Origin of the sequence: Neisseria sp. P0020.S003, from assembly GCF_051957095.1 — a bacterium.
Lineage (GTDB): Bacteria > Pseudomonadota > Gammaproteobacteria > Burkholderiales > Neisseriaceae > Neisseria > Neisseria subflava.
In genome coordinates, this window is record NZ_JBQCWU010000006.1 from 18,171 (window position 1) to 42,928 (window position 24,758).

25 protein-coding genes and 3 tRNA genes are annotated in these 24,758 nt (G+C 47.4%); 16 read left to right on the top strand and 12 right to left on the bottom strand.

Going from position 1 to position 24,758, the window contains the following annotated elements; genetic code table 11:
- Nucleotides 1-5: 5 nt before the first annotated feature.
- From ACTHTQ_RS05150 to ACTHTQ_RS05165, 4 genes are all read right to left on the bottom strand, one after another.
- The gene (locus tag ACTHTQ_RS05150) at nt 6-491 is read right to left on the bottom strand and encodes a sigma-E factor negative regulatory protein (protein ID WP_440363294.1); all 486 of its coding nucleotides are present in this window, start codon (nt 489-491) and stop codon (nt 6-8) included.
- Nucleotides 492-496: 5 nt separating this feature from the next.
- Nucleotides 497-1,096 (bottom strand): RNA polymerase sigma factor RpoE, encoded by a 600-nt coding sequence (gene rpoE / locus ACTHTQ_RS05155; RefSeq protein WP_440363295.1) that lies wholly within the window; start codon nt 1,094-1,096, stop codon nt 497-499.
- Nucleotides 1,097-1,315: 219 nt separating this feature from the next.
- Nucleotides 1,316-2,641 (bottom strand): tRNA lysidine(34) synthetase TilS, encoded by a 1,326-nt coding sequence (tilS, locus tag ACTHTQ_RS05160; protein WP_440363296.1) that lies wholly within the window; start codon nt 2,639-2,641, stop codon nt 1,316-1,318.
- 89 nt (nt 2,642-2,730) lie between these two features.
- Nucleotides 2,731-3,690, bottom strand: coding sequence for an acetyl-CoA carboxylase carboxyltransferase subunit alpha (locus ACTHTQ_RS05165; RefSeq protein ID WP_308186639.1), 960 nt, complete (start codon nt 3,688-3,690; stop codon nt 2,731-2,733).
- Nucleotides 3,691-3,894: 204 nt separating this feature from the next.
- Between ACTHTQ_RS05165 and ACTHTQ_RS05170 the strand changes: the two genes are divergently transcribed.
- Nucleotides 3,895-4,296 carry an RNA-binding S4 domain-containing protein gene (locus ACTHTQ_RS05170; protein ID WP_003679090.1) on the top strand — a complete coding sequence of 134 codons (402 nt, stop codon included), beginning with the start codon at nt 3,895-3,897 and terminating at the stop codon, nt 4,294-4,296.
- Between the two features lie 92 nt (nt 4,297-4,388).
- Here ACTHTQ_RS05170 and ACTHTQ_RS05175 read toward each other — a convergent pair whose 3' ends face one another.
- The 4 genes from ACTHTQ_RS05175 to ACTHTQ_RS05190 all read right to left on the bottom strand — a co-directional run bounded on the left by ACTHTQ_RS05175 (nt 4,389) and on the right by ACTHTQ_RS05190 (nt 9,507).
- Nucleotides 4,389-5,507 (bottom strand): hypothetical protein, encoded by a 1,119-nt coding sequence (locus tag ACTHTQ_RS05175; RefSeq protein WP_440363348.1) that lies wholly within the window; start codon nt 5,505-5,507, stop codon nt 4,389-4,391.
- 189 nt (nt 5,508-5,696) lie between these two features.
- Nucleotides 5,697-7,448 (bottom strand): exodeoxyribonuclease V subunit alpha, encoded by a 1,752-nt coding sequence (gene recD / locus ACTHTQ_RS05180; protein WP_440363297.1) that lies wholly within the window; start codon nt 7,446-7,448, stop codon nt 5,697-5,699.
- A 132-nt stretch (nt 7,449-7,580) separates the two neighbouring features.
- Nucleotides 7,581-8,264, bottom strand: coding sequence for a lipoprotein-releasing ABC transporter ATP-binding protein LolD (lolD, locus tag ACTHTQ_RS05185; protein WP_003679081.1), 684 nt, complete (start codon nt 8,262-8,264; stop codon nt 7,581-7,583).
- Nucleotides 8,257-9,507, bottom strand: a complete 1,251-nt coding sequence (locus ACTHTQ_RS05190) for a lipoprotein-releasing ABC transporter permease subunit (protein WP_254323693.1) — start codon at nt 9,505-9,507, stop codon at nt 8,257-8,259. Before ACTHTQ_RS05190 ends, lolD begins: the two co-directional genes overlap by 8 nt.
- Nucleotides 9,508-9,721: 214 nt before the next feature.
- On the opposite strand from ACTHTQ_RS05190, the gene ACTHTQ_RS05195 reads away from it, so the two are divergent.
- Nucleotides 9,722-10,009 (top strand): hypothetical protein, encoded by a 288-nt coding sequence (locus tag ACTHTQ_RS05195; protein ID WP_003683377.1) that lies wholly within the window; start codon nt 9,722-9,724, stop codon nt 10,007-10,009.
- A 62-nt stretch (nt 10,010-10,071) separates the two neighbouring features.
- Here ACTHTQ_RS05195 and recR read toward each other — a convergent pair whose 3' ends face one another.
- From recR to rnr, 4 genes are all read right to left on the bottom strand, one after another.
- The gene (gene recR, locus ACTHTQ_RS05200; protein WP_254323694.1) at nt 10,072-10,677 is read right to left on the bottom strand and encodes a recombination mediator RecR; all 606 of its coding nucleotides are present in this window, start codon (nt 10,675-10,677) and stop codon (nt 10,072-10,074) included.
- An 83-nt stretch (nt 10,678-10,760) separates the two neighbouring features.
- A complete protein-coding gene (locus ACTHTQ_RS05205; protein WP_440363298.1) occupies nt 10,761-12,614 on the bottom strand; it encodes a SurA N-terminal domain-containing protein in 1,854 nt (617 codons plus the stop codon).
- A gap of 145 nt (nt 12,615-12,759) precedes the next feature.
- Nucleotides 12,760-13,107 carry an ArsC family reductase gene (locus ACTHTQ_RS05210; RefSeq protein ID WP_440363299.1) on the bottom strand — a complete coding sequence of 116 codons (348 nt, stop codon included), beginning with the start codon at nt 13,105-13,107 and terminating at the stop codon, nt 12,760-12,762.
- A gap of 81 nt (nt 13,108-13,188) precedes the next feature.
- Nucleotides 13,189-15,684 carry a ribonuclease R gene (gene rnr, locus ACTHTQ_RS05215; RefSeq protein ID WP_440363300.1) on the bottom strand — a complete coding sequence of 832 codons (2,496 nt, stop codon included), beginning with the start codon at nt 15,682-15,684 and terminating at the stop codon, nt 13,189-13,191.
- A 79-nt stretch (nt 15,685-15,763) separates the two neighbouring features.
- Between rnr and ACTHTQ_RS05220 the strand changes: the two genes are divergently transcribed.
- The 14 genes from ACTHTQ_RS05220 to ACTHTQ_RS05285 all read left to right on the top strand — a co-directional run bounded on the left by ACTHTQ_RS05220 (nt 15,764) and on the right by ACTHTQ_RS05285 (nt 24,754).
- A tRNA-Leu gene (locus tag ACTHTQ_RS05220) sits at nt 15,764-15,850 on the top strand.
- A gap of 38 nt (nt 15,851-15,888) precedes the next feature.
- Nucleotides 15,889-15,975: transfer RNA gene (locus ACTHTQ_RS05225), tRNA-Leu, on the top strand.
- A gap of 61 nt (nt 15,976-16,036) precedes the next feature.
- Nucleotides 16,037-16,127, top strand: a tRNA-Ser gene (locus tag ACTHTQ_RS05230).
- Between the two features lie 171 nt (nt 16,128-16,298).
- On the top strand, nt 16,299-17,510 hold the full coding sequence (locus tag ACTHTQ_RS05235) for a tyrosine-type recombinase/integrase (protein ID WP_440363301.1): 1,212 nt from the start codon (nt 16,299-16,301) through the stop codon (nt 17,508-17,510).
- A 153-nt stretch (nt 17,511-17,663) separates the two neighbouring features.
- A complete protein-coding gene (locus ACTHTQ_RS05240) occupies nt 17,664-17,927 on the top strand; it encodes a hypothetical protein (RefSeq protein WP_440363302.1) in 264 nt (87 codons plus the stop codon).
- Nucleotides 17,924-18,547 (top strand): phage baseplate assembly protein V, encoded by a 624-nt coding sequence (locus ACTHTQ_RS05245; RefSeq protein WP_440363303.1) that lies wholly within the window; start codon nt 17,924-17,926, stop codon nt 18,545-18,547. The genes ACTHTQ_RS05240 and ACTHTQ_RS05245 overlap by 4 nt, the downstream gene beginning before the upstream one ends.
- Entirely contained in the window at nt 18,544-18,870 is a 327-nt protein-coding gene (locus ACTHTQ_RS05250) for a GPW/gp25 family protein (RefSeq protein ID WP_440363304.1), read from the top strand. The genes ACTHTQ_RS05245 and ACTHTQ_RS05250 overlap by 4 nt, the downstream gene beginning before the upstream one ends.
- Nucleotides 18,871-18,879: 9 nt before the next feature.
- A complete protein-coding gene (locus ACTHTQ_RS05255) occupies nt 18,880-19,776 on the top strand; it encodes a baseplate assembly protein (protein WP_440363305.1) in 897 nt (298 codons plus the stop codon).
- Between the two features lie 3 nt (nt 19,777-19,779).
- The gene (locus ACTHTQ_RS05260) at nt 19,780-20,361 is read left to right on the top strand and encodes a phage tail protein I (protein WP_440363306.1); all 582 of its coding nucleotides are present in this window, start codon (nt 19,780-19,782) and stop codon (nt 20,359-20,361) included.
- 16 nt (nt 20,362-20,377) lie between these two features.
- Nucleotides 20,378-21,682, top strand: a complete 1,305-nt coding sequence (locus tag ACTHTQ_RS05265) for a phage tail protein (protein ID WP_440363307.1) — start codon at nt 20,378-20,380, stop codon at nt 21,680-21,682.
- Complete coding sequence (locus ACTHTQ_RS05270; RefSeq protein WP_440363308.1) at nt 21,682-22,320, top strand: phage tail protein; 639 nt, start codon at nt 21,682-21,684, stop codon at nt 22,318-22,320. The genes ACTHTQ_RS05265 and ACTHTQ_RS05270 overlap by 1 nt, the downstream gene beginning before the upstream one ends.
- Nucleotides 22,321-22,779, top strand: coding sequence for a hypothetical protein (locus ACTHTQ_RS05275; RefSeq protein WP_440363309.1), 459 nt, complete (start codon nt 22,321-22,323; stop codon nt 22,777-22,779).
- 209 nt (nt 22,780-22,988) lie between these two features.
- Nucleotides 22,989-24,161, top strand: a complete 1,173-nt coding sequence (locus ACTHTQ_RS05280; protein WP_440363310.1) for a phage tail sheath subtilisin-like domain-containing protein — start codon at nt 22,989-22,991, stop codon at nt 24,159-24,161.
- Nucleotides 24,162-24,247: 86 nt separating this feature from the next.
- Complete coding sequence (locus ACTHTQ_RS05285; RefSeq protein ID WP_063075566.1) at nt 24,248-24,754, top strand: phage major tail tube protein; 507 nt, start codon at nt 24,248-24,250, stop codon at nt 24,752-24,754.
- Nucleotides 24,755-24,758 lie beyond the last annotated feature (4 nt).

Below are 24,758 nucleotides of genomic sequence, written 5' to 3' on the forward strand. Positions count from 1 at the left end.
TTTTATTACCACCTTTGATCTTCAGAAGTATCCAACAGCGGCCGCAAATCTGAAGCTGCTTTATCACTAGGCGTACCGCTTACCGGAATAATATTTTGGGCTGGCTGAACATTAGACTTCTCTGCAACCGGCATAGCGTCACGAGAAGTTTGCGGTGTAAATTGCCATACTGCAACAGCAATCGCACACACGCTGGCAGCGTCCGCAAAGAATTTGAAGAAGCCGCTATTGGCCGCTTCACGCTGAGCATATTTTTCCTGTTTGCCTTCAGCCTCGGTTTGAGGCACTGTAAATGCTTTGCTTTGCATGGTTTCACCGATAACACTCGCTGCCGCACCCTGACGGATACAGTCGCCGATAATGTGGTACTCATGCCAAGCGCGCAAGGCCTCCTCGTCTGCCAATACGGCATCCAGCATCTCATCAGTCAATGCTTCACCGTCCATCAATGCAGACACATACTCCAATGCTTTATTTGTTTTGTCATTCATTTTTATTACCACCTTTGATCTTCAGAAGTATCCAACAGCGGCCGCAAATCTTTTGCAATCAGTTCACGCGCTCTGAAAATACGCGAACGTACAGTACCTATCGGACAATCCACTACCCGAGCTATTTCTTCATAAGACAAGCCATCCATTTCCCTAAGCGTAATGGCTTGGCGCATATCGTCTGGCAGTTGCGCAATGCTTGCTTCGACGGTCTGCAAGATTTCCCGATTCATCATTTCAGCTTCCGGCGTATGGTAATCCGCAATCTGATCGGTTAAATCAAGAACATCTCCCTCCTCATTGGCTGCTTCCGAGCTGACAAAAAACTGGCGACCCGAAGTAGTCAGAAAATTCTTTGCCGTATTGATACCGATACGGTACAGCCATGTATAAAATGCACTCTCACCACGAAAATTAACCAGCGCATGATAAGCCCTAATCATTGCCTCTTGGGTTACATCGTGCACTTCATGCTCATCCTGAATAAAACGGGAAATCAGTCTGTTTAGCCGACGCTGATACTTGGACATCAGCATCTCGAATGCCTTATGGTCACCTTTCTGCGCGCGCTCCACCAAAACTTGATCTATTTGGCGATCGTTCATACCCAACCTTTAATCGTTTTACTGCTTTAAACCAAAAAATAGTAAAGCGTGCTGTGCACAATAAAGACAGCATCGCTTTGAAATAGTTCCACAAGATTACATTTAATCGCAAAAGTTTATTCGTATAGATACTCTAATATAAGCTATATTGCATATTATATCTACACTTAGCACAAGTAGTTAAATTACTAATACTTATTAAATTTAAAGTTAGTCTCTTTACTTTTCTACTATATATTTAGCTAACTTTTCATGAACAGGCAGATAGCCTTCCCCTATTTGAACATCGCTTCCCACCCGAAGATTAATAACAGCAAGGCACTTGTTGCCCATACTTAGGATAATCGGCCAATATTTACGGACGAGTGGCACAATATGGCACTCTTGCAATAGTTTTTCGATTGATTTTTCCCTTTGTCCCGACTGAATCACATCACCTTTGGCCATACTTCTAAGTACTGCCTGCTTCTCCAACTCCTCTTCTGACAAACCTCCCTTAAACGGTAATAAAACAAAACCATTTTCGAGCAAAATATCTTTCAGACGGCCTCGAACTTCCCTGCCATTACACCAAGGCAGTTTTTGAAACTCACTTTCCTGACAAACAAACAGCTTATCCCGATATGCGACCAGTTCCCCATCTGGCAAATTCAACTGCGCCTGATCAGCGGTTTCCAATACTCGGGCAAAATCGGCAATGCTGTGATAAGAAGGCAATGATTCCGTTTGCTTTCGCAAAAAATACCAAAGCAGCCGACGACGCAAAAGCGGGGTACACTGCCGCCATAGACTGATGCTGAATATTCCGTTTGGACTGATGTGCTGGTATTCAGACTCAATCAATTCATCTAAAAGCTGCAAATCTTCCTGCAATAATCGAACATTGGCACAAATTTGCTGCTCAAAATTCGGGATACGCTGCTGCCATTGCGGTAAAGCCTGATTTCTCATCCAATTGCGTAAATAGCCGGAGTCTTCATTACTTTCGTCTTCAACAAAAGATAATCCCCATTGTTGCGCATACTCAGCCAGTTCCTGACGGGAAAATGCCAAAAGCGGCCGCCAAATTTGAATCTCTTCATTTAAATCACGCCATACCGGCATGGCCGCCATACCGCGCAATCCACCCCCTCGCACAGCCGACAACATAAATGTTTCGATTTGATCATTGCGGTGATGGGCCAAAACAATAATTTTCTTAAGGCCGTCTGAAAATGCCTGATATCGGGCAGCCCTGGCCGCTGCCTCCAAACCTTTTCCTTGTTTTTCCACATTGACACGGCACACGCGCAAGGTCACATTCAAACCCCGACAATAATCCTGACAAAATTTTGCCCAACTGTCGGCATTAGTGCTTAAACCATGATGAACATGGACGGCACGCAAATCAAAATGGTGAAATTCACGCGTCCGGTGCAAAAGATGCAGCAGGACGACAGAATCCAATCCGCCACTCAAACCAACTTCAACAACAGTATGGCTCGGCAAATCAGGAAAAGCTGCGTGAAAACTTTTAAATAGGGAATCAGGGGATAGTTGCGACATTTCAGACGGCCTGAAATTGTGAATTACTCAAAAATAGAACACAAAAAAAGCAAGCAGCGACCATCTGCTTGCTTTTTCAGCAGTCAAACTTATTTATCGGTAAATTTACCGTAAGCCATGATGCGGTCGAAACGGCGAGAAAGCAAGTCAGGCATGGTCATGCTTTGCGCTTCGCTTAATTGCTGTTCCAAAACGGTTTTGACGTTTTTCATCGTGGTTTCAAAATCACGGTGTGCGCCGCCCAAAGGCTCATCAATTACTTTATCGATGAGATCCAACTCTTGCAGGCGTTTGGCGGTAATACCCAATGCTTGCGCGGCATCTGCTGCTTTTTCAGCAGTTTTCCAAAGAATAGAGGCACAACCTTCGGGAGAAATCACCGAATAAGTCGAGTATTGCAGCATATTGACGTAGTCGCCGACAGCCACTGCCAACGCGCCACCTGAACCACCTTCGCCAATGATGGTGCACAATACCGGCACATGCAGACGGGTCAGTTCGTACAAATTACGGCCGATGGCTTCAGACTGGCCGCGTTCTTCTGCGCCAATGCCCGGATACGCGCCCGGAGTATCGACAAAGGTCATGACCGGGATATTGAATTTTTCGGCAGTCTGCATCAAGCGCAGTGCTTTACGGTAACCCTCAGGACGCGGCATACCGAAATTGCGGCGGATTTTTTCTTTAGTATCGCGACCTTTCTGATGGCCGATAACCATCACGCTTTGGCCATTGAAACGCGCCAAACCACCGACAATGGCATGATCGTCAGAATAATGGCGGTCGCCGTGCAACTCTTCAAAATCGGTAAAAATACCGTTGATGTAGTCCAAAGTATAAGGACGTTGCGGATGGCGGGATACTTGTGAAATTTGAGCCGGAGTCAGCTTGCTGAAAATTGACTTGGTCAACTCGCTGCTTTTCTTTTTCAGTCTGGCAATCTCGTCGGAAATATCAACGGCAGATTCGTCTTGTACGAATCGCAACTCGTCAATTTTATTGGTTAATTCGGCGATGGGTTGTTCGAAGTCCAAAAAAACAGGTTTCATAAAACAAAGCTCTCGGTAACGGTTGCTGACATGATACGCTAATCAGACGTATTTGACAGCATTTCTCAAAGGGAAACTGCCATCTTTTGCAATAAAAAATCTTTCAGACGGCCTTTAACAAAGAAATAGTATATCTGCACTAAACGCATGAAGTGCCGTATATTATGATAAACTTCAATTCAGTTCAATCATTTCAAACAGGCTATGAAAAACGATCATGACAATTCGTCCATGCGCTTGGACAAATGGCTGTGGGCCGCGCGCTTTTTCAAGACCCGTGCGCTGGCACAAAAACATATTGAGCTGGGCAGGGTTTTGGTAAACGGCTCAAAAGTGAAAAACAGCAAAAATATTTCTGCCGGCGACACCATCGACATGACTTTGAACTCCCTACCCTACAAATTCAAAGTTGCCGCGCTCAATCATCAACGCCGCCCGGCACCGGAAGCGCGTTTACTCTACGAAGAAGACATGAAAACGGCTGCCGAACGCGAGGCTCAAAAACAACTCGACCAAGCCAGCCGCATCAGTGCCGCTTATCCGGACGGTCGCCCAACCAAACGCGACCGCCGCCAGCTTGACCGTATGAAGCGCGATAGCTGGTAAAGCGTTTCATCCATTGTTTCAGACGGCCCTATATCCATGCCGTCTGAAAACCAAAAACAGGCAGGACACCCTGCCTGTTTTTTTTGTGATGATTAAAATTTATATTCTAACTGACCACGAATAACGTTTACGTCCTGCTTATCCGTGCCGACGGTAGGCGTAACCTGTTTGCCGGCCAAATAGAAGCCTTTGAATTTCCAGTTTTTCCAAGGAATATAGGTCGCACCGATTTGCACGCCTTGGACGTTTTTGCTGTAATCCTCAACAGAAGAGACACCGGACAACGAACCGACACGGCGGTAGTTCAAGAATACATCGTAAGAATTGCGGACATTCCAGTCGGCCAATTTATAGCGTACTTCAGTGAACACGCCATCATTTTTGATTTTTTGTCCGGCATCATTATAGGCCTTGATATTGGACTTGCTGACTGCGGCCATCCAATGCCAATCGTCAGTAAACTTGATGTCCGTACCGATTTCTCCGAAGACCGCATTTTTCTTCGCACCGCGTACATCGATGTCTTTCATGTAGCTGACGGTTGCGCCGACGTTGATATTCTCATTCACAGGCAACATGCTTTGCACCGCAGCAAAATGTCTGCGGCGGCCGCCAATGCCCCATGCGTTGTCGTTCAGATTGCCAGTACGGCGGCCTGCATAAATTTTGGTCGGCAGGGTTTTATTGTCGAAGAAGATTTCGCCGCCGGTTACTTCGGCATCCCATACGCGGCCGTATGAAGAGAACGCGCCAAATTTACCGACACGCGCTTTAATGTTGTTGTACAAGGTGCCTTCGGCATACAGTTTATTAACCGGCACATCATGATCGCCGTTGAACTTACCGGTTTCCAAATCGATATTCGGCTCGATTTGCGCCACCAATTTCCAATCTTTATACAGTTTTGCGCGTAACCAAAACTCCGCATTGAAGTTGGCATTGGTATCTTCAGGCGTAGGATTGATGCTGCTGTTGTTGGCATTGATGTTTTTGGTATCCGCACGTACGCGCAAGCCACCATTCACAGTCAACAAATCATTGAAAATGCTGATTTTATCGTCATCTTTGCGAATGATACTGCCGGAATTGACGTAATCGTTGGTGGTGACCAAAGCCGCCGCATCATGTCCGCCATCAGCATTTTCTGCCAATGAATAAGACGCTGATGCCAATAAAATACAGGTTGCAATCAGTTTGGTTTGAAATTTCATGCCGACTCTCCAAAAGAAGGTATTGAAAGTGAAGTATTCGATAAAGCGTACAACATTATGAATTTTGTATAAATCATTCATTTTATTTACTAATTATTTTTATCGTATGTAAATTAGTGTAATCAGTCAAGCAGATTTAAACGCTTTATCCTCTTTCAGACGGCCTCTTGATTCAGGTCAAACGGAAGCCTACTCATCAGGCTGTTCAAACTGCCATTTCAAGGCATCGGCCAATGCCGTCCTGCGTTTTTGATGGCATTCCACAGCTTTACATAATTCCTCCGCATTTCCCCAAAATACAAAACGTTCACGCGCACGGGTAATGGCCGTGTAAAGCAAAGCCTTATCCAAACCTCGGGCCTCTTCTTCACTCTCCGTCGTTGCAGGTACTGACGGCGGCAACAGCCATACTTCCCGATATTCCGAACCTTGGCTCTTATGCACCGTCATGGCAAAAGCCGATTCAAAATCGGGCAAACGGCTGATAGCAATTTTTTTGAATCCATCTTTCTCAGGAAAATATGCAGACAAGCCATTCAACGATTCTTTATCCGGCATAATCAGCCCGATGTCGCCGTTAAACACTTCCAACATATAATCATTGTGCGTAATCATGATGATTTGTCCGGCAAACCAAGGCGTTTCGCCCGAAACCTTGCCTTGCCGTTGCAAGTATTCTTGATAAGCCTGATTCAAATCATCAGCATCCTGCCGCCAAGCCGCCAATACCACCACATCGGCCGCATAACCATAGGCGAGTGCAACATTATTCTCCGCCACGGCCTGCCAATAATCCTGTTGCTTTTGATACAGCAAGGCAACCTGCTCTTTCAGACGGCCTGATTTCATTTCCAATTCTTTGGGGAACTTGTCAAACTGTTCAACCGCAGTTTGCTTTTCCCCGGACACCACCGCCCTTGCCAAACAGCCGATACCGCTGTCTGCACCAAAACGGTGGCTGAATGTCAATTTGGCATTGTTTTGCGATAAAGCTTGTGGCTGCCCTTTAATCTCAAAATCATGATCGGGCAGGTACACTTCCAACTTTTCAGCGGTTTCTTTATCCAAAGCTGTCGGACGCGATAATGCCGCCAACACGGCCCCCAATCCAACCGACGGCAACTGGTTTTCATCGCCAAGCAACACCAGACGACAGCCGGTCGGCACGGCACGCAACAAATCCAACACCAGCGGCAAATCCAACATCGACGCCTCATCCACCACCAAAACATCCAAAGCGAGCGGATATTCACGATTGAACGCAGGGCGCATTTGTGGCGGACGCAGTTTCAACAATCGATGGACAGTCTGCCCTTCCAAGCTTTCCAAATGCGCTTTAATGCTCGGAGACAAATCAAAACCGTCCAAAGCACGTTGCAAAGCCCGTGCCATATGCGCAGCCGCTTTGCCCGTCGGCGCCGCCAAAGCGATACGGGGCAGCTTCATACTGTTATTACAAATCAGACCCAAAAGCTTTGCTACGGTCGTCGTCTTACCCGTACCCGGCCCGCCTGTAATCAGCATAAAGTTTTGCAGCAAGGCCAAAGCAGCAGCATCCCGTTGCTCTTTACTGTCTTTAGTGTCAAACCAGTCGCTCAGGCTTTTTGAAGCCGCCATGAAATTCACTTCTTCCGCCTCTGCACTGGCCAGCCGTTTGATTTCAACAGCCAAATCATGTTCCAACTGCCACATTCGCCCTAAAAACAATTTCCGGCCTTGCAGGATAAGCGGTTTATCCGCATTACCGACCAAATTCGGCAAGTTGCTTAAGGCATCGATATCCTCTTTATCCAAATAAATGAACGAATGCCCGTTTTGCAAGGCTGCAAACAGTCGAACCACATAAGGTTCAATAACGGATGCCCCCTGTACTTCGTGGCGGCGGAAAAACGCTATAGCCGCATCTGCGGCAGAGGAAAGGATAGAGTTGGTCGGATTCATGGCTTAGGATTGATTGATACGAAAAAAGAAAGGCCGTCTGAAAAACAGTATTTCCATATAATGAAAACCTGTTTTTCAGACGGCCTCTATTATACCGTTCAAAGCATAAAATATTTGCCTGAAATAATAACCTTATTGCAGCACTTGCAGGCTGCCGTCTTTCATGGTCATTACCCGGTCGAAACGCTCAGCCAGCTCGTCATCATGGGTCACTACAATCAGGCTGGTGTTCAATTCGCGTTTCAAATCCAGCATCATGTCCAGCACATTTTGCGCATTTTTACGGTCAAGGTTCCCCGTCGGTTCATCCGCCAACAGGCATTTCGGCTCATTAACCAAAGCACGGGCAATCGCCGCACGCTGACGCTCGCCGCCGGAAAGTTCGCTTGGACGGTGCAGCATACGCTTGTCCAAGCCAACCTTTTTTAGCATCTTAACAGCCTTTTCCTCGGCCATCGCCTTGGGCATTTTGCCGATTAAAAGCGGCATCATGACATTTTCCAAAGCAGAAAACTCAGGCAATAGATGGTGGAACTGATACACAAAGCCCAAATAACGGTTGCGCAATTCGCCCAACTGTTTTTGACTCAAACCGCCCAAATCCTGATCCATCAGTATTACCTTGCCTTCAGACGGCATATCCAAGCCACCGAGAAGGTGCAGCAATGTGGATTTACCGCTGCCTGACGAACCGATGATACTCACGCTTTCCGCTTCGGCAACTTCAAAATCTAAATGATTCAACACTTGTACATTCAATGCGCCGTCATTATAGCTTTTGCCAACGCCGATACATTTCAAAATTGTCTTACTCATAACGCAAAGCCTCCGCAGGTTGGGTTTTTGCAGCACGCCAGCTCGGATACAGTGTGGCGATAAATGCCAAGCCAAGCGAAATGCAGGCAATAACGGCTACATCCTTCAAGTTCACATCGCTAGGCAGGTAATCGATGAAATAAACCTGTGAGTTAATCAAATGCACACCAAACAGATCTTCAAAAAACGCGACAATCTTGCCGACATTCCAACCCAGCAATACACCGCATACCACGCCCACAAGCGTACCGAAGAACCCCGCAAATGCGCCCTGCACCAAGAAAATCTTCATGACGCCGCCCGGAGACAAACCCAAAGTGCGCAAAATCGCAATATCGGCTTGTTTTTCCGTTACCGCCATTACCAAGGAAGAGACGAGGTTAAACGCAGCAACCGCGATAATCAGTGTCAAAATGATGAACATCATGCGTTTTTCCAACTCAACGGCTTCAAAATAGCTGCGGTTGTTAAACGTCCAGTCACGCACCCAAACTTCATCTTTTTTAGCATCTGGAATCAACTTGGCTATGAAAGACGGCGCATTCTGAGGATCAGCCAGTCGCAAACGCAGCCCACCGACATTTTCTCCCAGTCGATACAAGACTTGCGCATCTTTGATATGCGTCATGGCCAATGTGTTATCGACTTCATAAACACCTGTTTTTACCACACCGACCACATTAAACTGCTTCAAGCGCGGTACCACGCCGGCAGGGGTAACGTTACCCTCTGGCGTAATCACTGTAACCTTGCCGCCAATCTCCGTGCCCAATGCCTCAGCAAGCCCTTGGCCCAAAATAATATCAAATTCGCCTGGCTTCAAATCGTCGAAACTACCGGCCGGCATATCCTTGCCGTAATCAACGACATTTTTTTCTTCAGACGGCAAAATACCGCGTATCTGAACACCGCGCACTTCACCGGCATTGGCAAGTAAAGCCTGATCGGAAACATAAGGCGCGCTGGCCAATACTTCCTTTTTGCCTTTTACAAATTCGCGCAAATTCTGCCAACCCGGCGCGCTACCGACATCGTAATAGCCAATTTCCGCATGAGGTGCAACGTTCAACAATTGACCGCGTATCTCTTTCTGAAATCCGTTCATCACGGATAAAACCACAATCAGAGCCGTTACACCCAAGGCGATACCGGCGATTGAAATCATGGTAATAAATGACATAAAACCGTTGCGTTTTTTCGCACGCAGATAGCGCAGGCCTATCCAAGTTTCTAAAGAAGCCATTCAAAAATGCCTCATTCGTTTGTCAAAAAAGGCTTATTGTACCGTAAAACCGACAGGTCGTCCGATTGCCCGACTGATGTAGCATTCAGGGATAAAGTGTATGTAAAACCATGTATCTTCCCGTAAATTCCGCCTAAAAACTTGCACAATCGGCCAATCGCCCTTATTCTGAAGCTGTGACACACTTTGTCACCATCAAAAAGGAAATACACTAATGAACAGCAAAAAATTCTTGGCCCTCGTATCTGTAGCTGTAGGTTTGTCATTCAGCTTCAATGCATATGCCGCCAAAGAAATCAAAATCAGTTCAAACAATACCGCTTACTCCGACGCCGATGTTCAAAAACTGGCAGCCACTGCTGTCGGTATGGGTGTAAAAGAACCTGTCAGCCTCAACAGCGGAAACGGTGTTGTTACCGTATCCGGCAGCAGCGCAACCAAATGTGCATTCAAAGTCGGCAACGGCGATACGCCTCAAATTCAAGGCGTCAGCTGCAAATAATCTGATTTAATCAATGAAAAGGCCGTCTGAAAGACTTTCAGACGGCCTTTTTATATTGCCATTTAAGATTGGATATTCCTTCTATCGTAAACAGCTTGAGCCAAAGTACCGGCATCCACATATTCCATCTCGCCGCCTAAAGGGATTCCCCTTGCCAATCGGCTGACTTTATAAGGAAGGTTTTTAAACAATTCTGCCAATACATATGCTGTCGCATCGCCTTCGGCTGTGAAGTTGGTTGCAATGATAATTTCCTCAATATCGCTCACCTGCAAACGGGCAACCAGCTTATCTAATGCTACTGCCGAAATATCCATGCCCTGCGCCGGACTGACTTGCCCCATCAAAACAAAATACAGGCCGTCATGACAATTGGCCGCCTCCATACTGGAAACATCCGCAGGCATATGCACAATCATCAAGCGGCTTTTCTCACGTTTTTCGTCCGCGCAAATTTCACACAAATCACCTTCGCAAAATGTGTTGCACATCCGACAATGCTGCACCTGTTTCAAGGCAAATTGCAAAGCATCCACCAATTCCTGCGCTTCTTCGCGTTTATACTGTAAAAGCTGGTAAGCCATGCGTTGAGCGGATTTCGGGCCGACATTAGGCAGGATTTTTAATGCATTAATCAAGCGGACAAAGGCATCAGGATTTTTACTCATGATTTCAGACGGCCTTTTAAAAGATAGCTAAAAATAAGAAAACAGCCGGAATTCATCCGGCTGCCCTACTCAAATATTTCTGCTTATTCGGCAGCATTATTAACTTGCTGTGCGCCTTGCTTACGATCGATTTTCTTACCCAAATACTGGAGTAAATTATCGAACACATTCGCAGAAAGCTGCTGAACCAAAGCCTGTTTGGCAGCCGGAATCTGTGAATCGGCATTTTCAGGAGCAGAAACGCTCTGAACTTCCATAATTACCGGTGCAGGCATACCTTCTAATAATGCGTACGCAGGTTTACCGCCGACAGGGCGCGCTTTCATCAAAGCCGCATAAGCTTCAGGAGACATGGTTTTGCGTGCATCTTGCGCACTCAATTGCGAAACAGGCGACCATTGAACGTCGGCAGCTTTACCGGCTTTCAACGCAGCCAAAGTTTCTTGGGCTTTCTTCTCTGCCAGTTTGGCAGCTTCAGAGCGCAGATATGCTGCACGGACAGTGTCTTTGACTTCTGCAAATGGTGCAATTTTCTCTTCGCGCACTTCTTTCGCACGAATAACCCAAACGGTTTCGTTGTTGATAGCAATGACTTCAGAATTGTGTTTTTTCTTCAGCACATCGTCGCTAAACGCAGCATTAATCAACGTTTCAGGCAAACCGGCTTCTTTCGCACCCGCTTTGGTTACCCATTCATCCAGGTTTTCCACTTTCAAGCCTGAATTGGCGGCTGCTTTTGCCAAAGAAGATGGATCATTGAAGGTATCTTCACCCAATTTTTCTTTGGCTGCGTTAAAGGCAGAAGCTGCTTTTTTCAGTTTCAAGGCTGCTTCGATACGTGCTTTGGCTTGTTCCAAAGTCGGCTCAGCTTCGACATTCAAAACTTTGATGATGTGATAACCCAAAGACGATTTAACGGTATCGCTGACTTCGCCTTTGCCCAATGCAAATGCCGCTTTATCGAATTCAGGCCCAAAGCCACTACCGCCGCTTTTGCTCAGGTAGCCCAAATTGCCGCCTTTATTGCTGCTGGACAAATCTTTGGAGTACTTGGCCGCCAGCTCGGCAAAAGCATCCGAGTGTGCTTTGAGCTCTGCAGCCATTTTATCTACTTCGGCTTTAATTTCCGCATTGCTTGCTTCATCTCCGTTAGGCATAACCGGTATGAAAATATGCGCAATTTCGGCTCTTGGCGACAAATCTACGCTTTTGCTATCGTAAGCTTTTTGTACTTCTTCCGCACTGATGGTTTGCTTGTCAGCCAAATCTTTGATGTTCAAAGCCACATATTCCAGCTTAACGGCTTGAGGAATCAAGTAATCTTTCTTATGCGCTTCATAATACTTTTGCAAAGCCGCATCATCTACTTTTACTTGTGCCGCAAATGCTTCAGGGCTGAACGTAAATGAACGGATAGTACGGGTGGCTTGGGTCAGGTTAATCAACTGACGCGCTTGCGCATCGCTGACCAACGCACCGTTTTGCACCAAATTCAACAGATTTTGCAACTGGAACTGTTCGCGGATATCTTCGACAAACTGATCCTCGGTCATTTTGCGCTGATCCAAATACTTCTTGAGCAAATCCTGACTGAATTTGCCGGAAGCATCATGGAAATTCGGATCATCCACGATAACTTGCTTGATTTGTTCCTGAGACACAGCGATGCCCATCAGCTTGGCACCCTGCTTCAGGTAAGCACGTTGCAATAAAGATTGGAATATCGCATCACGCGAAGGCGCATTATTACCGGCAGCCTGCTCATTTTGTATCGCAATCTGTAAAGCATGCTCGCTAACCTTCTCATCCCCGACTTTGACAATGTAATCAGAACCCGGCGAAGACAAGTTATTGGCACCGAATCCGATAAAGGTCAGACCGATGATACCTAAAACAATCTGGGCGGGTGTTTTATATTTTTCAACAATATGGAACATATTTATCCGAAAGAAAAGTTTGGCGCGGCAGCCGGAAAATGCTGCCGCAAAAATCTTAAAATCCTGAAAACAGGCTCAAAGCGCGTATTGTAACGTATTTTTTCGAGGCTTGCTTTTTCAGACGGCCTAAAAACCTAAAAATGCCTTATCCGAAAATTTCCTGATACGCTTCTACTGAAAATCCGACATGAACCTGTCCTTCTTTGACCAACACAGGCCGCTTGATGATGCTCGGATTTTCCACCATCAAAGCAATCGCCCCTTCTTTTGTGGCGGCAGATTCTTGCGCATCTTTATCCAATTTACGCCAAGTCGTGCCTCTTTTATTAAGCAAAATTTCCAAAGCTACCTGCTCCAACCAACCATCAATCAATTCGGCAGTCGGGGCGTTTTTCTTAAAATCTACAAACTCAAACTCGATGCCATTTTCCGCCAACCAACTGCGCGCTTTTTTAACCGTATCGCAATTGGGAATACCGTATAGTTTTATCATCTTATTTATCCTTGGTGTCATTCATAAAATCACAAATTCAGGCCGTCTGAAACTTTTCAGACGGCCTGAATTGAATGCCGCTTATTTCTTAGCAGCTTTCTTCACTTTAATCTTCACGCTTTTGCCTTGAGCATTATTTTTACCTCCGGCTTTGACGGAAGCTGTTTTCGCCTGCACTTTTTTCTTGCTTGCAGCTTTAGGTTTGCTTGGCTTAACGGGCTTGGAGGCAGGTTTACTTTTCACCTTGCTCTTCTTTGCCTTCACGGGAGCAGCCAACGCTTCATCAATTTCTTTAGCTGAAAGTTTACGCTTACGTTTCTCAACAGGTTTGTCAGCAGCTATTGGCTTACTCACAGGTTTCGCTTTTCTACTACCACGTTTCTTACCGACTGAACCGCCGCTGACTAAGGTCAAATCAATCTTGCTGGTATCCAAATCGGCACGCGCGACTTTTACAGTGACCGTATCACCCATGTTGAAACGGACACCGCTGCGTTCGCCCTCAATCGCCATAATTTCAGGACGGAAGTTGAAATAATCCTCTCCCAAATCACTGATATGTACCAAGCCGTCGATATGAATATCGTCCAACGTTACAAAAATACCGAAGCTGGTCATGCCCGAAATTTTGCCACTGAAGACTTCGCCGACTTTGTCGCGCATATAATAAGTTTTCAACCAGTTTTCCACATCACGGCTAGCATCATCGGCACGACGCTCACAGAAAGAGGTATGCACGCCCAAAGCCTGCCAGGTTTTATTGGGCTGGTAAGTTTGTCCGTTCAATACAGCCTTAATGGCACGATGTACCGTCAAATCCGGATAACGGCGGATAGGCGATGTAAAGTGTGCATATGCACTATAAGCCAAACCAAAGTGACCGTCGCAATGCGGCTCATAAACCGCCTGCTGCATAGAACGCAACATCATTACTTGCAACAGCTCCGCATCCGGACGGTTTTTAAATTGCTCGGCAAGCGCAGCATAGTCTTTCGGCGTCGGATTATCGCCGCCGCCCAAACTCAGCCCTAACAAACCAAGCTGCTCGCGTAAAGTGGCCAATTTTTCGGGAGTCGGGCCCAAGTGATTGCGGAATAAAGCCGTATGTTTGTTCTTCAGCAAAAATTCTGCCGCGCAAACATTCGCCGCCAACATACATTCTTCAATCAGCTTGTGCGCATCATTGCGGACGACGGGAACAATCTTGTCGATTTTACCGTTGTCGTCAAAAATCATCTGAGTCTCAACGCTCTCAAACTCAACCGCGCCACGCTCAAAACGTTTTTTCTGCAAGATTTTAAATAACTGATACAGAGTATCGATTCGCTGCTTAAACGGATGATCTTGGCCGTCTGAAATCCAATCCCAAACTTGATTGTAAGTCAGTCGCGCATGCGAACGCATTACTGCCGGATAGAAACGGTATTCCTTGATATTGCCGGCATAAGTAATCACCATATCGCACACCATACACAGGCGTTCAACATCAGGGTTGAGCGAGCAGATACCGTTGGACAACTTCTCCGGCAGCATCGGAATCACACGGCGTGGGAAATACACGCTGGTACTGCGTTCTTGAGCATCTACATCGATTCCGTCATCAGGACGGACATAATGGCTGACATCGGCAATCGCCACCACCAAACGGTAATTGCGGCCGATTTTTTCAGCAAAAACCGCATCGTCAAAGTCCCGCGCAGTTTCGCCGTCAATGGTTACCAGAGGCAAATCGCGTAAGTCCACGCGTCCTTTCAAGTCGGTTTTACGCACATGATCGGGAATTTTCTTCGCAGCTTTGACACATGCTTCGCTGAATTGATGAGGCAAATGGTGCTTGCGTACAGCGATTTCGATTTCCATACTGCTGTCGGCATAATCGCCCAAAACTTCAATCAGCTTAGCCACAGCAGGACGATGCGCTTCAGGATACGTCTCGATTTCAGCCACAATCACTTGGCCGGATTGCGGTTTAAAGTGCGCCACGCTTTCAGGCTCTAACACGATACTTTGGCTCAAACGCTTGTCTTCAGCCTCCAAAATAGCCACGCCGCGATCCATATAAAAACGGCCGACCACTTTAGACTGCGCACGTTCCACCACATCCAAAACCGTACCTTCACGACGGCCTCTGCGGTCGATACCGGCAGGACGAACAGTAACAATATCCCCATGCATCACGCCGCGCATCTGACGCTCATACAAAACAAAATCGCCCTCGCCCGTTGGCGTTAGCGGCACGGCAAAACCAAAGCCGTCTTTATGCGCCTCGACACGGCATTTAACCAATGCCAATTTTTCTGCCGCACACACCGCGCCACGTCTGTTGATCAACACCTGACCATCGCGCGCCATCGCTTTCAGACGGCGCTCGAAGAATTCATATTCATCTTCTGTAATCGACAATTCATGTGCCAAAGCTTCGATTTTGGTCGGTACACCTTTTTGTTCCAATAATTCAATGACCCATTCACGGCTGGGCAACGGATGAGCGTAACGTTGTTTCTCCCGCTCCAAATACGGGTCTTTTTCTCGTAAATTTAAAGATTTAGTATTTTTGTTCATTTTGATAGTTGACATTCTTTTTTTAAAATATATAATAGCTGCTTCTTCGCAGTTCAGGTAGTCAACTCTACCTTAAATTGAAGAATAAAGCAAAGCCCAGGTGGCGGAATTGGTAGACGCGCTAGCTTCAGGTGCTAGTGTCCTCACGGGCGTGGAAGTTCGAGTCTTCTCCTGGGCACCAAGTAATTTGGTGCTTCTTTGCTTAAGAAAATTTAAATTGCCCAGGTGGCGGAATTGGTAGACGCGCTAGCTTCAGGTGCTAGTATCCTCACGGGTGTGGAAGTTCGAGTCTTCTCCTGGGCACCACTGATAAATCAATCAGTCAAGTTTTACATTATTCTGATAACAAGTCAGGATAATAGTCCACAGAGAGGTGGATGAGTGGTTTAAGTCGCACGCCTGGAAAGCGTGTATACGTGAATAGCGTATCGAGGGTTCGAATCCCTTCCTCTCTGCCATTTTCATTTTTATAAGTTTTTCATTACTTCTAAAACTGCATATTAAAGGCTAAGTTATCAATAACTTAGCTTTTTTGTTATTCATCTGCTTTAAATTCATTTCGGGTATATTTCAATTCTTTTATCTTTTTTGTGGTATTTTATGTGTTATTACCCAAGGAGTAACACTTCATGCCAAAAATTGTAACGCCATTAAGTCTGTCTCAAATTAAAACAGCAAAACCTAAAGAGAAGGTTTACAAATTACCAGATGGGGGTGGGCTTGCCCTATGGATTTTGCCTTCAGGTTCTAAGTCTTGGAGGCTACAATACCGCCGCCCTGATGGGAAAATGAACACATTGACACTGGGTTTATTTCCTCGTTTCGGACTAGCAGATGCGCGGGCATGGCGAAAAGAGATGTTAGAAAAAATCAGAAAAGGAACTGATCCGAAAGCAATTTCTGCGGACATAGGAGCAGAGTTTCGTTTTGAAAATTGCTTGGTACTTTGGTTCGATAAATGGAAGAAGTCGGGTGGAAAACAAGGGATGGGTAAAAATCCTCGTTATGCAGGGCAAGTACTGGCAGCTTTAGAATTGAATGTACTACCTTTTTTTAAGGGGAAGGATATCCGTTCGATCAAGACGGCAGATGTAGTAGCTGTTTTAAGGAAAATGGAAGAACGCGGGGCACTTGAATATTTGCGTCGGGTTAAAGGTGCATTGGGATTGATGTTTGATTATTTTGTAGCGGATGGATCTATCGCTATGAATCCAGTCAGTGTTATTGGGAAACAAGTATTCGATAGGCCGCCTGAACGTCATTTCGATACACTGCGCTTTGATGAGCTACCACTCTTAGTGGAGAAGTTAGAAACATCGAAGGGAATTGGGGAACGAGCTCGGCTATTAATTTATTGGCAACTTTTGAGTATGACGCGACCGTCAGAAGCAGCAGGAACTCGTCTGGATGAAATTAACTTAAAGTCAGGAACCTGGGAAATTCCAATTGAACGGATGAAAACAAGGCCGCATGTTGTCCCATTAAGTTCCGCTTTGACCCGAATCTATTTTGAGGCATTAAGATTAAATGTGAATGGAGTATTCTTATTTGAAGGTTCAGGGTTTAACAAGCCATTGTCGTCCGAGACAGTCAGACTAAAGCTTCGCACTAAAATGGGGCTGGATACGACGGCACACGGCTTGCGGAGTCTAGCACGGACTTATTTGAGGGAGGTTTATAAGGTTCGCAAAGATGTGGGGGAATTACTGCTTTCGCATGGCATTACGGATAAGACAGAACGCGCCTATGACCGATCAGAGCTTTTAGAGGAGCGACGAGAAATGCTGGAAAACCTTGGTCGAGATGTGATGGCATTACGGGAAAAGTATCGGATAAAATAGTTTTGAGGTCGTCTGAAAAGTTTTCAGACGACCTTTTTCTATATCCAAAACTTAAAAAACCCACCCAAAACCCCATCTGCTTGCCCACATATTCACTCTTTGCCAAAATCAAATCGTCATCTGAAGTGATATGTTCCTTGTGATTGTTGAGTAATGACAGCCGGAAAGACGGCATCCCCCAAAGCCGCCGTTGCCACTCCACAACGGCGGCTTTCCAAAAACAGCAAAACCAAAACCATGTTCAAAGAACCCTGCCAAGTCATAGCAATCCACAGCCGCCCCTTATTTTTTTGCGGCTTATGGTTCATTACCGTCAGACTAAAAAATGAATACGGCTGGAAATTCGACCGCAAAGCCATGTTTGAAAGCAAAAAAGCAGCTGAAAGCCTAAAAATCGGAGACTACATCATCCCATGACCAGTCGCAAAATTGAAAACCTCATAAAAATCGGCACAGTTTCCCAAACCGACCCTGTTGCCAACAGAATCCGCGCACAACACGGCGGTCTCATTACAGACTGGTTGCCATACTTTGTTCCTGCAGCGGGTGGCGTATCAATTTGGCGTTTACCTTCCATCGGCGAAGGTTGCATCATACTTTCTCCCAGCGGAGAACCCGAAAACGGAATTATTATTTGCGGCTTCTCAACCACCCAACATCCTGCCCCATCCCAAAACCCAGACGAAACCATCATCCTCATGCCTGACGGAGCAGAGTTTAAATACAACCACGCAAAAAGCCATCTGCAAATCAAAGGCATCAAAACTGCCGATATTACCGTCAAAGAAACAGCCACCGTACACACCAAACACCTGACTATCGACAGTCCCGAGACAGACATCAAAGGCAAGTTGAACGTTGCCGGACTGCTTACATATCAGGGCGGCATGGCAGGAAGTGGCGGCGAAGGTGGAGCAGCAGCAGTTATCAAAGGCACAATACGCCAAGAATCAGGCAGCATCATCAGTAACGGGATCAACCTAACCACCCACACCCACCAAGGCGACAGCGGCGGCACAACAGGGACGCCAAAATGACCAACAACCAAACAGGCCGCCGCATCGGCTTAAAAGAACACATTGCCCAATCCATAAAAAACATACTCTTCACTCGAATCGGTAGCCGCCTCATGCGAGAAGACTACGGTAGCCTCCTGCCTGATCTGATAGATATGCCAATGACCCAGACCGTTATAGCGCTCTGCCATCAGGCTGCCGTAACTGCCATAGCTGCATGGGAGCCGCGCATTACCGTCCGCAGCATACACTTTGACCCAACCGCCGCCGCCAATGGGCAACTTGCCATTACCATAGTCACAACCCTGACCGACGGCACAGAACAAACATTCCAAATACAATAACGCAGAAACATGGCAGAAATTGACCTAACCCGCCTACCAGCCCCAAAAGTCATCGAAGAACTCGACTTTGAGACCATATTTGAGCGCAAAAAAGCGAACCTCATCGACCTCGTACCGGCTAGCATACGCCCAACCATTACAGCCACCTTGAAACTCGAATCAGAGCCACTGACCATCGACCTTCAACAACAGGCATATCAAGAAATCATTCTGCGTCAACGCATAAACCAAGCAGCTGCAGCAACACTTTTAGCCTTTGCACAAGGAAGCGATCTTGACCATCTTGCTGCAGCCAAAGGCATAGAGCGGAAAACCATCATCACTGCCGATCCAACCACCAATCCCCCCACAGAAGCCGTTTACGAAACCGACGATGACCTCCGCCGGCGCGTCCAGTTATATCCAGAAAAACTCGCAGCTGCAGGGCCTCGTGCAGCATACGAAGCCCATGCCCTTGATGCTGCGCCCGATATTACCGATGCCCGCGCCGTCAGAGTGTCTCCAGGAACAGTCGCTGTCTATATCCAAACATCCGGCAACCAAGGCATACCAAATGGCCGCACCCTTGAAACCGTCAATGCCTATCTTAGCGACGAAATCCGCCGCCCACTCTGCGATACCGTAACCGTCCACGCCGGAACCCCGAAAGAAATACGCATATCCGCCCGTATTACCTATGAAGACGGCCCAGACAAAGAAATCGTCAAAGCCCGCCAGCTTCAAGACCTCAATCAAATGCTAGAGCAGCATAAAAGACTCGGCGCACAAATTGCCTTGTCAAAAATCATTGGCGCACTTGATACAGATGGCGTCAAAAAAGTAGAGCTGACAGAGCCAAGACAAGACATCCTCTGCACAGACGGCGAATTTATAAAAATCACAGAAACCATTCTGACAGAAGCCTAAGCCATGCCGACAGTCATCCCTACCAACAATACCGACCTCCTGCAAACCCTTGCCCGCTTGACATCACAAGAACTGGCAACTGTCTTCGATCTCGAAGTCATTACCAAAAGCCGCATGCCCCAAAATTGCCCTCCCGAATTCATACCATGGCTTGCATGGGAACGCTCCATAGGCAGTGATGAAGGCTGGAATATTACTGACACCGAAGTCGCACGCAGAAAGCTGATAGAAAACTATATTCAAAAGCATCAGCACAAAGGGACACCATCAGTAATCCGGCGCCTTTTCCGTGACCTGGGGTACGGAGAAATACAAATCATCGAAAATACCGCCAATCTTTACTGGAATGGAAGCGCCGTCTTCGACGGCACACACCTATTCGGTGGCAGCAACGGAGAATGGGCGAAATACAGCATTAAATTAAGCCGCCCGGTTACCAATAATGAAGCCCAAAAACTTCGAGAATGGCTGGAACGAATTGTTCCTCTCCGTTGCGAACTGCACAGCCTCGACTACCGAGACCACCCTATCTATTGGAACGGAGAAATCACATTCGATGGTAGTTACAACTTCGGCATAGCCTGACCCTAAAGGATAAAAAATGGCCAACGCAAAAGAACTCAACCAATACACCCAAAACGTCCGCCTCATCGAACCTGGCGACCGCGTTATCGGCGGTACTGATACCCCAATCAATCAACCCCTGCAAGCACTAGCTAACCGCACCTTATACCTTAAAACCCAAATCGAAACCAAGATTGGCAATAAAGGTACGCAAGTTATAGAAGGGCAGCTCAACATTCAAACCGACGCATGGGAAAAAATCCGTTTTACCAATGGCGACGGCAGCTACTGGCGTTTTAAGACTGCCCCCGTATCTGAAGGAGAAAACGGCGCACGCTTCAATTATGTTTTTACATCGGGAAGTCGAGAAATTGGGCGCGTACAATTCCCTCGCGTATCCGGTTCTGAAAGCGTCGCCTATCAAAGTTGGGTCGAAGCCAATGCCGCCCGCCTTGCTACTGACAAAATGAATGTTGCCACCACCAACTACTATACAGACCAGTCCGGTGGTTATACCAAAAGTGGATTTTACCGATCCGATGGCCGTCAGCTTGATGGGAATACCCTGCCAACGATGGAAATCCACATTGCCCATCCGGAAGCAGTGAACGGTGCACACGCCCGCGGCATCGGCTTCTCATACGGCTCGTCGTCCAATCCGTTTCATCTGGTTACCTCTGCTTGGGATGCCAACGGTCGTTATATCGGCATGAAAACCGTCTTGACTGAAGAAAACGGCGTCATGCTGACAGGCGACCAAACCGTCGGCGGTGTCAAAACCTTTACATCAAAAGCCGTATTTAATGCGGGATTGTCCGTATCCGGCAATGGAAAATCTGCCGATATCAATACCGGTGCCCAAGGCATTTATTTGCGTAATTCCAAGAGCAACAAATACCTGCAACTTAAAGACGACGGCACATTGACATACAGTGACAGCAAAATCGTCCTCATGTCAGACAAGTCCGATGCCGTCAATCTGGACAGTACCGACCGCCTTGCCACATCCAAAGCCGTCAAAACCGCCTATGACAAAGCTGTCGGCGCAGAGGAAATCGCCAATCGAAAATCAGAGGTTGCGGTTTTAACGGGAGTTATTTACGACGGTGATACCCTCCCGTTACCCGCAGGATACACAGAGAGGCAATGTAAGTGGCTGGTCTCTTTAAGAGATGACAATGCAAGTGGGGCACGATGGGATATCGATGAGGGCGGTAGCCATAACCACTTTGCATATTTAATACATGCCGATGGCGCCCGCCGCGTCACAGCTAAAATGAGGCTTAACGGCTATCCTGATCGTGGCATCCATGTCAACTACATCGTTATTGGAGTCAAATAATGAGTTTACAAACAAAATCTGGACTATGGCTTATTTTTAATTCAGACGGCCGATTAACATGTTCGGCAGACCATGAGCCAGATGCCGATGATTTGGCATTGCGTGACGAAGCCGCTAAGTATTACAGCGCCGACGAGGCCGATGATGTATTGTCGGCGGTTATGGCGGGGGCATTACTGCTGGCAGATGGCCTGACCCCGCCGCCGCCGTCTCAATATCATGCTTGGGACGGTATAAAATGGGTCGTTGAGGATGAGTCTGCGCTTCTGGCGGATTTAAAAGACATTAAACTCAAAACACTCAATGCGCAAGCGCAAGCCTTTATTAATCAACATACCGGTCTGGATGCATTGCCCGATTTTGAGGTGCAAACATGGCCACTGCAGGCGGCCGAGGCGCAAGCGTGGGCAGCCGACAACACTGCCGCCACGCCCGTGTTAGACCGCATCGCTGCCGCGCGTGGCATGGATGCCGACAAGCTCAAAGCCGCCGCCTTGCGCAAAGCCTTGGCGTATTCCGCCCTGTCGGCTCATGTCGCCGGTCAACGCCAAGCCTTGCAAAGCAAGATTGAGTCAGCCAAAACGGTTGCCACGCTCGAAAAAATTAAAATCGAGTTCACCGCGCCGGAGGCTGCCTAAATGAGCAAAGTCTATCTGGCACTTTACAAAGGCCGAAAATCAGGCCGCACCCCTAAGGCATTGGCCATGCGCTTTGCGGATTGGGTAATCTGCAAAGCCACGCGCGGCATTTACTCGCATTGCGAGATTGCCCTGGCCTTGGGTGACGGCGTGTTTGAGTGCTACTCATCCAGCCTGCGTGATGGCGGCGTGCGCTGCAAAATCATGCGCTTGCCGTCGGATAAGTGGGATTTGGTTAAGCTGCCAGCAGCAGACGTGTTAACTGCCAAATTACAGATGATTTGGCTGATGACCCAAGACCAGCCCTACGACCTGATCGGCTCGCTTGGTGTGATCTTGCGCGTCGGCAACCGGCCGGATAAGTGGTTTTGCTCGGAGTGGTGCGCCCATGTCTTGGATTTTGCCGAGCCGTGGCGGCTGTCGCCTAATGATTTGGCGGGCATGACGGCAGAAATGTAAAGAAAACGGCTGCTTCGATTGGTATCAGTATGAGCTGCTGGCCAAAGCAATGGCGGAGAGCAAGGGCAAATTATCGCCGCCGCTTAAGACAAACAAAGGCCGTCTGAAAACTTCAGACGGCCTGAAAATCCCACTCAAAACATCCGCCGCTTGCCACCGATAGAAAGCAAAGCAACAATCAGACCATTCCCAAAGAAACGGATAGCCACATGACCGCAAAACGCATGCACGGCGTAACAGCCAACGAATTCACACACGGCGCGCGCCATATTTCCGACATCGCCACCAACATTATCGGCATCGTTGCCACTGCAGACGACGCTGATGCCACAGTCTTCCCCGCTACCAACCCCATATTTTCAACATCCGTCTCCGCCCTGATTGATAAAGCAGGCAGCAAAGGAACATTGGCAAAATCCCTAGACGCAATTGCAGATCAGGCAGATGCCCAAATCGTTGTAGTCCGTGTTCCCGGCTCAACCAAAGCACCGGAGCAGAAAGCAAACGTTATCGCAGGTATCAAAGCACTGGCGAAAGCTCCCGCACATACCGGGTACAAACCAAAAATCATTGGTGCACCAGAACTTGACGACGCTGACGTAACCGCCGAGCTGGTTGTAACCGCCAACGCTCTTGAAGGCTTCGTATATGCATCCGCCGGCGGCACAGAAAATATCACCGCCCTGACCCAATATAAAAATGGATTTGGGCAAAAAAATCTCATGTTGATTGACAACGAATTCATGACTTTCGGCGCTTCCAAAACCCAAGAAACTGCCGCTACCGTTGCCCGCATCCTCGGTGCACGCGCCATGCTTGACCAGAAAATCGGTCCGCACAAATCCATTTCAAATACTGAAATTCAAGGAGTATCCGCCCTTAAATACCCGCGTAGCTTCGGACTTTTGGACATCAACAGCGACGCCAATACCATCAACAACCTCAACATTACCACCCTCATCCGTGAAAACGGCTTTCGCGTTTGGGGCAACCGCACATGCTCTGCAGACCCAGCCTGGGCATTCGAACCGACAGTCCGAGTCTCCTCCGTAATTAAAGAGACCATCGCCGAAAGCTTCCTCTGGGCAATGGACAAACCAATGCATCCGAGCCTTATGATTGACATCATCAACAGCATCAATGCCAAGCTCGCCGAAAAAGTCTATCAAGGCTGGTTATTGGGTGCCCAAGTCTTCATCGACCCCAAAAAAATCGAAAAAGAACGCGTAGCCGGCGGCATCTTTGCTTTTGACTACGAATTTACCGTAGCCCCGCCTTTAGAGAATATCGAACTCAACCAACATGTATCAGACCGCTTTATCGTCAACCTGACTGACCGAGTTATCGAATTCGCATCCAACCTAAAACCTACCACCGTCTAAACCACCTTGCCTCCCAATAATTCCCCTCTCCCAACAGAGAGGGGTTAGGGATAGACATCCCAAACACAAGTAATAAAGGACACCAAATGCAGCTGCCACGCATCTTGAAAAGTTTTAACGTCTTTACCGACGGACTCAACAAAGACGGCGTCCTCATGACCGTCAAACGCCCGGACATCAAATTCAAAACCGAAGACTATACCCCGGGCGGCGGTATGGGCGAATTTACCGTTATTCATGGCATTGAAAAATTAGAGCTGGAGCTGACCAGCAAAGGTTTCGATCTTGAGCTGTTCAAATCCATCAGCCACAAAATTAATGGCAACCTCTTACGCTATCAAGGCGCATTGCACAAAGAAGACGAAGAAACCTACCAAACACTGGTCGGCGAAGCGCGTGGCCGAATTATCGAAACCACACGCAGCGAAGACAAAGCGGCCGAAGGTGGAGAGCAGACATTCAAATATGCCCTAACCTACTGGAAAGAAACCGTCGATGGAGAAGTCGTTTTTGAAGCAGACCTCATGGCGAACAAACTCATCATCGGCGGCAAAGACGTTCGTGCCGGCATTCGCGCCGCATTAGGCCTCTAAACAC

What these genes read in the sequence shown, in the direction of transcription:
- ACTHTQ_RS05285 (WP_063075566.1), top strand. Translation starts at nt 24,248, where the DNA reads ATGCAGCTGCCACGCATCTTGAAAAGTTTTAACGTCTTTACCGACGGA.
- ACTHTQ_RS05245 (WP_440363303.1), top strand. Translation starts at nt 17,924, where the DNA reads ATGACCAGTCGCAAAATTGAAAACCTCATAAAAATCGGCACAGTTTCC.
- recD (WP_440363297.1), bottom strand. Translation starts at nt 7,448, where the DNA reads ATGAATCCGACCAACTCTATCCTTTCCTCTGCCGCAGATGCGGCTATA.
- ACTHTQ_RS05255 (WP_440363305.1), top strand. Translation starts at nt 18,880, where the DNA reads ATGGCAGAAATTGACCTAACCCGCCTACCAGCCCCAAAAGTCATCGAA.
- tilS (WP_440363296.1), bottom strand. Translation starts at nt 2,641, where the DNA reads ATGTCGCAACTATCCCCTGATTCCCTATTTAAAAGTTTTCACGCAGCT.
- ACTHTQ_RS05275 (WP_440363309.1), top strand. Translation starts at nt 22,321, where the DNA reads ATGAGCAAAGTCTATCTGGCACTTTACAAAGGCCGAAAATCAGGCCGC.
- ACTHTQ_RS05190 (WP_254323693.1), bottom strand. Translation starts at nt 9,507, where the DNA reads ATGGCTTCTTTAGAAACTTGGATAGGCCTGCGCTATCTGCGTGCGAAA.
- ACTHTQ_RS05250 (WP_440363304.1), top strand. Translation starts at nt 18,544, where the DNA reads ATGACCAACAACCAAACAGGCCGCCGCATCGGCTTAAAAGAACACATT.
- ACTHTQ_RS05265 (WP_440363307.1), top strand. Translation starts at nt 20,378, where the DNA reads ATGGCCAACGCAAAAGAACTCAACCAATACACCCAAAACGTCCGCCTC.
- recR (WP_254323694.1), bottom strand. Translation starts at nt 10,677, where the DNA reads ATGAGTAAAAATCCTGATGCCTTTGTCCGCTTGATTAATGCATTAAAA.
- ACTHTQ_RS05150 (WP_440363294.1), bottom strand. Translation starts at nt 491, where the DNA reads ATGAATGACAAAACAAATAAAGCATTGGAGTATGTGTCTGCATTGATG.
- rnr (WP_440363300.1), bottom strand. Translation starts at nt 15,684, where the DNA reads ATGTCAACTATCAAAATGAACAAAAATACTAAATCTTTAAATTTACGA.
- ACTHTQ_RS05170 (WP_003679090.1), top strand. Translation starts at nt 3,895, where the DNA reads ATGAAAAACGATCATGACAATTCGTCCATGCGCTTGGACAAATGGCTG.
- ACTHTQ_RS05195 (WP_003683377.1), top strand. Translation starts at nt 9,722, where the DNA reads ATGAACAGCAAAAAATTCTTGGCCCTCGTATCTGTAGCTGTAGGTTTG.
- ACTHTQ_RS05260 (WP_440363306.1), top strand. Translation starts at nt 19,780, where the DNA reads ATGCCGACAGTCATCCCTACCAACAATACCGACCTCCTGCAAACCCTT.
- rpoE (WP_440363295.1), bottom strand. Translation starts at nt 1,096, where the DNA reads ATGAACGATCGCCAAATAGATCAAGTTTTGGTGGAGCGCGCGCAGAAA.
- ACTHTQ_RS05270 (WP_440363308.1), top strand. Translation starts at nt 21,682, where the DNA reads ATGAGTTTACAAACAAAATCTGGACTATGGCTTATTTTTAATTCAGAC.
- ACTHTQ_RS05235 (WP_440363301.1), top strand. Translation starts at nt 16,299, where the DNA reads ATGCCAAAAATTGTAACGCCATTAAGTCTGTCTCAAATTAAAACAGCA.
- ACTHTQ_RS05210 (WP_440363299.1), bottom strand. Translation starts at nt 13,107, where the DNA reads ATGATAAAACTATACGGTATTCCCAATTGCGATACGGTTAAAAAAGCG.
- ACTHTQ_RS05280 (WP_440363310.1), top strand. Translation starts at nt 22,989, where the DNA reads ATGACCGCAAAACGCATGCACGGCGTAACAGCCAACGAATTCACACAC.
- ACTHTQ_RS05165 (WP_308186639.1), bottom strand. Translation starts at nt 3,690, where the DNA reads ATGAAACCTGTTTTTTTGGACTTCGAACAACCCATCGCCGAATTAACC.
- ACTHTQ_RS05205 (WP_440363298.1), bottom strand. Translation starts at nt 12,614, where the DNA reads ATGTTCCATATTGTTGAAAAATATAAAACACCCGCCCAGATTGTTTTA.
- ACTHTQ_RS05175 (WP_440363348.1), bottom strand. Translation starts at nt 5,507, where the DNA reads ATGAAATTTCAAACCAAACTGATTGCAACCTGTATTTTATTGGCATCA.
- lolD (WP_003679081.1), bottom strand. Translation starts at nt 8,264, where the DNA reads ATGAGTAAGACAATTTTGAAATGTATCGGCGTTGGCAAAAGCTATAAT.
- ACTHTQ_RS05240 (WP_440363302.1), top strand. Translation starts at nt 17,664, where the DNA reads ATGACAGCCGGAAAGACGGCATCCCCCAAAGCCGCCGTTGCCACTCCA.